Annotated in this window: 10 protein-coding genes; 3 read left to right on the top strand and 7 right to left on the bottom strand. The window is 67.5% G+C overall.

Annotated elements, in window-relative coordinates; translation table 11 throughout:
• Both Q0Q02_RS15960 and Q0Q02_RS15955 read left to right on the top strand, forming a co-directional pair.
• A partial coding sequence (locus Q0Q02_RS15960) for a MarR family winged helix-turn-helix transcriptional regulator (RefSeq protein ID WP_293810731.1) occupies positions 1–389 on the top strand: 389 nt, incomplete at its 5' end.
• A gap of 105 nt (positions 390–494) precedes the next feature.
• Positions 495–2003: an MDR family MFS transporter gene (locus Q0Q02_RS15955; protein ID WP_293810730.1), complete on the top strand. Its 1509-nt coding sequence runs from the start codon at positions 495–497 to the stop codon at positions 2001–2003.
• A 114-nt stretch (positions 2004–2117) separates the two neighbouring features.
• Here the strand turns inward: Q0Q02_RS15955 and dapD are convergent, their stop codons facing one another.
• The 6 genes from dapD to Q0Q02_RS15925 all read right to left on the bottom strand — a co-directional run bounded on the left by dapD (position 2118) and on the right by Q0Q02_RS15925 (position 6508).
• Complete coding sequence (gene dapD, locus Q0Q02_RS15950) at positions 2118–2960, bottom strand: 2,3,4,5-tetrahydropyridine-2,6-dicarboxylate N-succinyltransferase (protein WP_293810729.1); 843 nt, start codon at positions 2958–2960, stop codon at positions 2118–2120.
• Between the two features lie 61 nt (positions 2961–3021).
• On the bottom strand, positions 3022–3780 hold the full coding sequence (gene cobF / locus Q0Q02_RS15945) for a precorrin-6A synthase (deacetylating) (protein ID WP_293810728.1): 759 nt from the start codon (positions 3778–3780) through the stop codon (positions 3022–3024).
• 53 nt (positions 3781–3833) lie between these two features.
• The gene (locus tag Q0Q02_RS15940) at positions 3834–4085 is read right to left on the bottom strand and encodes a hypothetical protein (protein WP_293810727.1); all 252 of its coding nucleotides are present in this window, start codon (positions 4083–4085) and stop codon (positions 3834–3836) included.
• Between the two features lie 54 nt (positions 4086–4139).
• On the bottom strand, positions 4140–4424 hold the full coding sequence (locus tag Q0Q02_RS15935) for a hypothetical protein (RefSeq protein ID WP_293810726.1): 285 nt from the start codon (positions 4422–4424) through the stop codon (positions 4140–4142).
• A 294-nt stretch (positions 4425–4718) separates the two neighbouring features.
• Complete coding sequence (locus tag Q0Q02_RS15930; RefSeq protein ID WP_293810725.1) at positions 4719–5498, bottom strand: VOC family protein; 780 nt, start codon at positions 5496–5498, stop codon at positions 4719–4721.
• Between the two features lie 23 nt (positions 5499–5521).
• On the bottom strand, positions 5522–6508 hold the full coding sequence (locus tag Q0Q02_RS15925; protein WP_293810724.1) for a TRAP transporter substrate-binding protein: 987 nt from the start codon (positions 6506–6508) through the stop codon (positions 5522–5524).
• A 96-nt stretch (positions 6509–6604) separates the two neighbouring features.
• Here Q0Q02_RS15925 and Q0Q02_RS15920 point away from each other — a divergent pair, with 96 nt between their 5' ends.
• Entirely contained in the window at positions 6605–7525 is a 921-nt protein-coding gene (locus Q0Q02_RS15920) for an aldose 1-epimerase family protein (RefSeq protein ID WP_293810723.1), read from the top strand.
• 274 nt (positions 7526–7799) lie between these two features.
• On the opposite strand, the gene Q0Q02_RS15915 is transcribed toward Q0Q02_RS15920, so the two are convergent.
• Positions 7800–9389, bottom strand: a complete 1590-nt coding sequence (locus tag Q0Q02_RS15915) for an ABC transporter substrate-binding protein (protein ID WP_293810722.1) — start codon at positions 9387–9389, stop codon at positions 7800–7802.
• Positions 9390–9439 lie beyond the last annotated feature (50 nt).

Genomic DNA, 9439 nt, shown 5'->3' with positions numbered 1-9439 from the left:
TGTGCCTGCATGTGCAGCGCGCGGCGCGGACGCTGGCGCGCCGTTTCGACGAGGCATTGCGCCCGGTGGGGCTGACGAATGGCCAGTTCTCCCTGATGATGGCCCTGAACCGGCCGGTGCCCGCCTCCTTCGGCCCCGTGGCGGAATTGCTGGCGATGGACCGCACGACGCTCACCGCCGCGCTGAAGCCGCTGGAGCGGCGCGGTCTCGTCGCCATCGCGGTCGACCCTGCCGACCGCCGCGGCCGCTTGCTGAGCCTGACACCCGACGGCCTGGCCCTGCTCGCCTCGGCCGTACCAATCTGGCAGCAAACGCACGAAGCGATCGAGGCCACCATGCCCGACGCCATGCCGGAAACCTTGCGCGAGACGCTGCGCAGCCTGGGTTGAACCGCCCCAGCTTGTTCCGCCCAGGCCGCAGGGCCGTTTTGACAATGCGCCTCTGGCGCATGGAGACCACTGCGACTACCTTCCCACCATTCCCCAGACGCAAGCATGATCGCGAACTCGATGGACAAGCGGCTCGACACTCCCGCCTCAGCCGCAGCCATGACGCAAGCGGATATCCGCTCGGTCCTGATCGGCGTCATGCTGGCAATGTTCCTCGCCGCGCTCGACCAGACCATCGTCGCGACCGCGTTGCCGACGATGGGGCGCGAGCTCAACGACGTCACGCATCTCTCCTGGATCGTCACGATCTACCTGCTCGCCTCGACCGCGGTCACGCCGCTCTACGGCAAGCTCGCCGACATCCATGGTCGGCGGGTGACGCTGCTCGCCGGCATCATCGTCTTCATGATCGGCTCGATCGCCTGCGCGCTGGCGCCTTCGCTCTGGCTGCTCGTCATCGCGCGCTTCGTGCAGGGGCTCGGCGGCGGCGGGCTGATCGCGCTCGCGCAGACCATCGTCGGCGACATGGTGCCGCCCAAGGAGCGCGGGCGCTATCAGGTCTATTTCGCCAGTGTCTTCATGTCCTCCTCGCTGCTCGGCCCTGTATTGGGTGGCTTTCTCTCGGAAAAGCTGCACTGGTCGGTGATCTTCTGGATCAACCTCCCGCTCGGACTCGGCGCCTACTGGATGTCGAGCGAAGCCTTGAAACGCCTGCCGCGTCATGAGCGGCCCCATTCGCTCGACGTGCTCGGCGCCGTGCTGATGACGCTGGCGACGGTGTCGCTGCTGCTCGCCCTGTCCTGGGGCGGCACCACCTATCCCTGGCGCTCGCCCGAGATCGCCGGCCTCGTCGGCGCCTCGCTCGTCTTCTGGGCCCTGTTCGCCTGGCGCCTGCGCCGGGCGGCCGAGCCCCTGATCCCGCTCGACGTCTTCGGCAATGGCGTCGTAAGGCGCGGCACGGTGGCGGCCGGCTTCGGCATGGGCACCTTCATCGGCCTCACCATCTATCTGCCGCTCTATTTCGAGACGGTGATGGGGATGAGCGCCACCCATTCCGGCCTCGGCCTGCTGCCGCTGACCTGCGGCACCGTCGTCGGCGCGACCAGCTCCGGCCGGGCGATGTCGCATCTCACGCATTACAAGCGCGTGCCGCTGGCCGGGCTGCTCGTCGCGATGACGGGAACGGCTGTTCTCGCCGCCTTCTCCGGCCAGATCCCGCTGCTGCCCTTCTGCGTGATCCTGGCGATCGTCAGCATCGGCTTCGGCACGCTGCTGCCCGTCGCGACCGTCGCGATCCAGAACGCCGTGCAGGCGCATCAGCTTGGCACGGTGACGGCGGTCGCCAATTTCTTCCGCCAGATCGGCGGCGCGCTGATTGTCGCGGTCTTCGGCGCGATCGTGCTCGGCGGCGTCGGCGGGGCGGCTGCGAAGCTTTCGCCCGAAGCGCTCAAGCTCGGCACCGTCGATCGCGAGACGATGGTCGTGCTGTTCCGCTATGTCTTCGGCGCCGCGAGCCTCGGCTTCGCGCTTGCCTGGCTGTCCCTGGCGCGGATGCAGGAGCTGCCGCTGCGCGGACGCGCCGTCGAGGCGGCCAAGGCCATCGGCGGCGAGTAAGCGGAAACGCCGTCATTCCCGGGCAAAGCGAAGCCCGGGAAGCTCAGGACGAGAGAAGACTGGTTTTCGAGATGCCCGGGCCAAGCCCGGGCATGACGTGACGCGGCCGAAACCTCAGTCGCGCAGCAGCTCGTTGATGCCGGTCTTGGAGCGCGTCTGAGCGTCGACCGTCTTGACGATGACGGCGCAGGAGAGCGACGGGCCCGGCGTGCCGTCCGGGAAGGGTTTTCCGGGCAGCGAACCCGGCACCACCACCGAATAGGGCGGCACCTTGCCGACATGGACCTGGCCGGTGGCGCGGTCGACGATCTTGGTCGAGGCCGAGATGAAGACGCCCATCGAGAGCACCGAACCCTCGCCGACGATCACGCCCTCGACCACCTCGGAGCGGGCGCCGATGAAGCAATTGTCCTCGATGATGGTCGGGTTGGCCTGCAGCGGCTCGAGCACGCCGCCGATGCCGACGCCGCCCGAGAGATGCACGTTCTTGCCGATCTGGGCGCAGGAGCCGACCGTCGCCCAGGTATCAACCATGGTGCCGGAATCGACATAGGCGCCGATATTGACGAAGGACGGCATCAGCACGACGCCGGACGCGATGAAGGAGCCCTTGCGCGCAGCAGCCGGCGGCACGACGCGGAAGCCGGCGGCGCGGAAGCGGTTCTCGCCCCAGCCCTCGAACTTCGAAGGCACCTTGTCCCAGAACACGCCCTCGCCCGGACCATTGGCCATGATGACGTTGTCGGTGAGGCGGAAGGAGAGCAGCACCGCCTTCTTCAGCCATTGATGGACGACCCAGTCGGCGCCCTGCTTTTCCGCTACGCGCGCCTGGCCGGCATCGAGCATCTCGATCGCCTGCTCGACGGCCTCGCGGACGGCGCCCTTGGTCTGGACGCCGATCTCGGCCCGGTTTTCCCAGGCGGCGTCGATGGTCTGGCTAAGATCGGCGAGGGACATCGGGTGGCTCCGGCGCTTCCAGAAAGATCGGCGCGAGCGATGGCGGATGCGGCCTCTCGCGTCAAGCAGGACGACGCCGCAGCAGATATGTATCCATGATCCAGCCATGCCGCGCGCGGGCCTTGGCCCTGACCTCGGTGATCTCGGCCGAGAGTTCGCTCAGCGGGCCGGCACGCAGGATTTCATCCGACGTGCCGAGATAGGCGCCCCACCAGATGTCGAGCCCGGCGGGATCGATCTTGCCGAAGGTCTGCTCGCCGTCGAGCATGACGACGACGCTGTCCTGGTCGGCAGGGAAGCCCGCCGTCAGCCGGCGCCCGGTGGTGATCAGGATCGGCGCGCCGATCGTGTTGAGCGGGATGCGATGACGCGCGGCCAGTACCTGAACGCTGCTGATACCGGGGTAGACCTGCCAATCGAGGCCGAGGCCGGAGGCGGCGACGCGCTCCATGATGCGCAAGGTTGAATCGTAGAGCGCCGGATCGCCCCAGACGAGCAGCGCGCCAGTCTGCCCTTCCTGCAGCTCGGCTTCGAACAGGGCGCGATAGCGATCGGCGATGCGCTCGTGCCAGTCGTCGACGACGCCGTGATAGTCATTGCCGGCCTCGGCCCGGCGCGGGATCGCGACGGGGACGGAGCGGTAGCCCGGCTTGCGGATGAACCGCGCGCAGATCGCCTCACGCAAGGTGCGCAGAGCGACCTTCTCCTCGCCCTTGTCGGGAATGAACAGGATGTCGGCGCGGTTCAGCGCCTCGATCGCCTCGACCGTCATGTGGTCGGGATTGCCGGCCCCGATGCCGATGATGAGGATGTTGCGCATGCCGCTCCGCCGGTTTGCGGCGGCTTAGCACGTCCTGCGTTCAGGATGCGAGATCAGGCCCGGCCGAGCACGGGCATGCGGACAAGATCGCCCTGCAGGATCGGCGTCGCGCTCAGCGCGATCGCCGCCTGAAGCGCCTCCAGATCCGCCTGGAGGCGCGGATGCCAGCCGCAAGGGCATGGCTGGTCACCGCAATGAGCATCCGCCACCTCTCTGTAGACAGAACCGACCGCTGCCGCCGCCAGCTCGATCAGGGTGAGCGGCAGCAGGCGAGTATCGCGGAGCGCGGCGCAAAAAGCTGTCATGACCGCTTCCCGGATCTCGGCCGGGGTAGTCTTCAGCGATTCGGCGCCCCCTGATCAGGCTGCACGTTCGATGCCCTTGATGGCCGCATGGAGGCGGCGCTGCGGCCCCTGGATGGGCTTCGGCCCCTGCTCGGGCAAGGTGACCGCGAGCAGCTCCACGAGGCGCTGCATGTGCGGCGGCAGCGCCGCATCGGCGTCGAGATCGCCCGGTCCCTTGGCCAGCGCGAGCGCCCGGCGCAGCTCCGGCCGGCTCGCGCCGGTGCGGACGATCTCGCGGATGATGATCTCGTCGATGCGGCCGATCGCGGCCGCGACATCGACCTCGGTGACTCCACCCATTCGGTCCCTCCGTCGGCTGATTCACTGATCGCGAGGGAGAGATAGGCGCGTCGATGATTCGATGCAAGTATTTGTTATTACTACATAAATAGAATTATTTTAAGGTAACGGGCCACTCTCGCCCGCAAGCATGACCGCATCGTGACAGCGCGATGAACGCCCAGCCGGTTGCGGTCTGCCTGCTCCGTCATTGCGAGGAGCGAAGCGACGAAGCAATCCAGGGGCGGCAGAGCTCTACGTCCCCTGGATTGCTTCGCTGCGCTCGCAATGACGGCTCGCACCTCAATTCGCCTCTCAGAGGTCGCGCACGATCTCCAGGCGGGCGCCATGGGCCAACCCGCCGTCGAGACGGGCATCGTCGGAGCCGTAGAAAGAGACGGCGTAAGCCCCCTGCCCGCGACGGAGAAGGTGCTCCCCGAGGCTGGCCGCGGCCGGGCCGCGCGGCTCCGCCAGGGACAGGGTCTGCCGGGCGATGCGGAACTGCGCGAGCCCGAAGCCCAGCCCCGGGACGCCGCCCAGCGCAACCGGCTCCTGCCCGAGCAGGGCGCGATAGCGCGTGACCGAGGTTGCAAGGTCCTGCACCGCCACGGTGACGCCGGCGACCCCGGTCACGCCATTGGCATGGCGGCGGGCAGCTCCTTCGGGAACGCGCAGGCTGCGGGCCGTGACATCGGTGCAGAGGAAGGGGATATCGGGCTCCGGCGGGCGGGCCGAGCGCCAGGCGATGCGCGTGCCGTCGGGCTGGAGCCGGCCGCCGTCGAGCGGGCCGTCCATGACGATGCCGGCAGCCCGCGCACGGGCGAGATCGGCGTCAAGATCATCCGGCAGCAGGGCATAGTCGACGAGGCCGGGGCCGGCCCGATCCAGCACCTGCCACCAGCGATATTCGGGCAGCGGGCGCGGGAAGGCGATGATTTCGAGATAGGCACCGTCCGCGAACACGACCAGCGCGTTGCGCGAGCCGCGCGGATGCTCGCCGCCGGGCAGGACGGTGAAGCCGAGCGCCGTATAGTCGCGGATAGCCGCGTCCAGATCGGTGACGGCGATGACGATATGATCGATCGATAGCGGCATGGTTCTCAGTCCCGATGCTGGTCTCAAGGGCTCTGCGCGATGGCTTCGATTCCCGCCATGCCGCCGAGCTGCGGCGCGAAACTCTCCCAGACCTTGCGCGCGCCGTTCTGCCAGCCGGGTCGGTCCTCGGCCGGCACGGTCCTGGCGCCCTCCGCCGTCGCGCGCGCCATCGAGGCCTCCTCGTCGGCCAGCATCAACTCATCGAAATAGGCGATGCCTTCGGTCACTGCGGCCGTCAGCGCTTCGCGATCCTGCGGCGCCAGCGCCTTCCAGAAGGGCGCGGCGAACATCACGACGCCGCTCGCCCAGATATGGCCGGTCTCGGTCACGACGGGCACGACCTCATAAAGGCGGAAACCGACATAGGCGGACTTGGTCAGGTCCATGCAATCGACCACGCCACTTTTCAGCGCATTATAGGCCTCGGGGATCGGGATCGGCGTCGGATAGGCGCCGAAGCCCGACCAGAGCGCCGTATGCAAGGGGCTCTGGATCACGCGGATGCGCTTGCCCTTGACCGAGGCGGGGGTGGTCAGCGGCTCCTTGGCGAGGAGATGGCGGGCGCCATAATTGATGAAGCCGGGCACGACGAAACCCTGCGCCTCGTAGAGCTTCCTGAGCTCGATCCCCAATGGCCCGGACAGCACGCGCGCGAGATGGCCGCGATCGCGGAAAAGGAACGGGAGGTCGAGGATCTGGCCCGCGGGCACCCAGCCGGAGAGCGAGGACACGGTCGAGAGCGCCGCCTGGATCGAGCCGAGGCGCAGGCCCTCCGCGACCTCCTTCTCGCCGCCGAGGGCTGCATTGGGCACGATCCGCAGGTCGAAACGGCCGGGCGCCGTGCGGTTGAGAATCTCGGCGATGTGCCGCCAGATTTTCGTCTCCGGCTTGTCCTCGCCCATCAGCGACGCCACGGTCACGGGCCGGCCAGCAGCGAAAGCCTGCCCGCTCCTCAGGATGGCGGGCGCGGCGAGCGAGCCTGCGGCGAACTGGCGGCGGGTGATCAGCAAGGCGTGCCTCCTTCGGCGCATGCAGCGGGATCGCGCGAAACGCGCTCCGCCGCAAGAGGCGAGCGCGTCCAGGTGGAACCCCAGTGGATTTCATCGATGTCGATCGGCTATCGGGAAGAGAGTACGCCGACGGAGATGATGATGAGCGAGACCCACGAGATTGCTTCCGACCGGCTGCGCGCGACGGTGCGGGTGCAGGGCGGCGAGTTGATCGCGCTCGCCGATGCCAAGGGACCGGCGCTCTGGAACGGCGGGCCGGAATGGCCGCGCCATGCGCCGGTGCTGTTCCCGGTCGTCGGGCGCCTCACCGATGACACGCTCATCCATGAGGGTCGCTCCTATCGGCTGACCCAGCACGGCTTCGCCCGCGACAGCCTGTTCAGCTGGGCCGAACGCGGTGCGGACCGGGCCGTTCTGGAATTGCGGGAGAGCCCGGAGACGCTGGCGATCTACCCGTTCCGCTTCGTGCTGCAGATGATCTACGCGGTTGCGGGCGATACGTTGACCGTGACCTCGCGCGTGAGCAATCCGGCCGAGGTACCCTTGATCTGCGGCGTCGGCGCGCATCCGGCCTTCCTCTGGCCGCTAACCGAGGGCATCGCGAAACAGGCGCATCGCCTGACGTTCCCGCAGGCCGAGCCGGGTCAGGGACTTGGCGTCGAGGCAGGCCTGCTGACCGCGCCAATTCCCTTGCCCTTTACCGGCAAGGAACTCGCTCTCGACGAGCGCCTCTTCATCAACGACGCGATCGTGATTCCCGATACGGCCAATCGCTCGGTGCGCTTCGCCGCGCTCGACGCGTCAGGGCGGGAGAGCCGCGCCCTGACCGTGAGCTGGGAGGGCTACAAAGATCTCGGCATCTGGTCGAAGCCGTCAGGCGCCCCGTTCCTGTGCATCGAGCCCTGGTACAGCATGGCGAGCCCCGCCGGCTGGCAGGGCGAAATCGCGGAAAAGCCCGGCATCCTCACGCTGGCGCCGGGCGAGAGCCGCGATTTCGTCTGGCGGGCGACGCTGTAGCGTTTCAACCGTGCCGTCATCCCGGGCGGAGCGCAGCGAAGACCCGGAATCCATGCCGGAGCGCATCCAATAGAGGCTCAGGCATGGATCCCGGATCGGCGCGGCTGACGCCGCTTGTCCGGGACGACCATTCAAAGGGCCAGGACCGTTTCCGACCTGGCTGAATCGTCATTGCGAGGAGCGAAGCGACGAAGCAATCCAGGGGCGGCAGAGCTCTACGCCCCCCTGGATTGCTTCGCTGCGCTCGCAATGACGGGCTGTGTCCCTTCGCCCCTCACTTCTTCTCGACGTTCCAGAACAGCATGACGGGGGCTGCCAGCACGCCGACGACATTGGTGCGCCGGGCATAGGGCTGGTCGAACTGGCCGAGCACGCGATAGGGCTGCATTTCGGCCAGGCGCTTGTGCAAGGCCTCCAGCGCGACCTTGCGGCTGGCATCGTCGGGGGCATCGACGAAGGCGCCGCGCAGCTTCTCGGCCTCGGCATCGCAGGGCCAGCCGGCCCAGGCCCGCTCGCAGGCCATGTTCGTGCCGATATTGGTCAGGGGCGATTGCATGGTCGCGCCCGAGGCATAGGTGACGAAGAGGTTCCAGCCGCCCTGATCCGGCGCGCTCTTGTTCTGCTGGCGGGTGGTGACGGCGCCCCAATCGGAGAACTGCACATCGACATTGAAGCCGACGGCCTTGAGCTGGGAAGCGGCAACCTCGGCCATGCGGCCGATCGGGGCGATGTCGTTACTGGTGGTCAGGACGAGCTTCTCGCCCTTGTAGCCGCTCTCCTTCAGCAGTTCGCGCGCCTTGTCGAGATTGGGCTTGGCATAGCCTTCGGTCCCGACTTCCGTGCCGTTTGGACCGCCGCAGACGAAATAGGCGTTGCAGCGCTTCCACCATTCCTCGTCGCCGAAGCCGGCCGCGAGGAAATCGGCCTGCTCGGTCGCATAGGCCAAAGCAAGTCTGGCCTTCGGATTGTCAAAGGGCGGGTGGAGATGGTTCGGCCGCAGCATCACCTGGTTGGCGAGATTGGAATAGCGGTCGACCTTGACCTGCTTGTTGGTCGAGATGACCGGGATCAGGTCCTGGCTCGGCTGTTCCCAGATGTCGATCTCGCCGGTCTGGAGCGCGGCGGCGGCGGTCGCCGCGTCCGGCATGATCTGCCATTCGACGCGATCGACCTTGACGACGCGCCCGCCGGCAAGGCCATCGGCTGGCTCGGAGCGCGGGACGTAATCGGGATTGCGGTCGTAGACGACCTTCGAGCCGCTGCGCCAATCCTCGCGATTGAACTTGAACGGGCCGGAGCCGATCGTCTCGGTGATCGGCTTCATCGGGTCGGACTTGGCGTCGGACTCGCGCATGATCACCGGGATCTGGCCGACGGCGGAACCCAGCGCGAAGGGCACCAGCGCCATCGGTCGCTTCAGCTTGAGGCGGAAGGTGGCATCGTCCACCACCTCCATCCCGTCGGTATATTCCGCGAGCTTGCCGCCGATGGTGTCGCGCTTCATCCAGCGGCCGAGCGAGGCGATGACGTCCTTGGTCGTCACCGGCTGGCCATCGTGGAATTTCAGGCCGGGACGGAGCTTGAAGGTCCAGGTCAGCTTGTCCGGCGAGGTCTCGAAGCTCTCGACCATCTGCGGCTTGGGCTGGAGGTTCGAATCCCAGGCGAAGAGCGTCTCGTAGATCATCAGCCCATGCATGCGGGTGATGACGATCGAGGCCGCTACGGGATCGAGCGTCTTGAGATCCGCATGCGGCGCGACGCGCAGGACGCGATTCGAAGCCGGCTGCGACTGCGCCGATGCCGGAAACGGCAGGAGCGCGGCCGCCGACAGCAGCAGCGCGGCGGTGAAACGGGACAGTTGCATCAGGCGTTCTCCTCCTTCGTCACCGGCCCTGCGGCACCGCCCCTCTGCGG

The organism is uncultured Allobosea sp. (assembly GCF_945956895.1).
GTDB lineage: Bacteria > Pseudomonadota > Alphaproteobacteria > Rhizobiales > Beijerinckiaceae > Allobosea.
The sequence above is the reverse complement of the archived record's forward strand: the minus strand, read 5'-3'. Positions and strand labels throughout refer to the sequence as shown.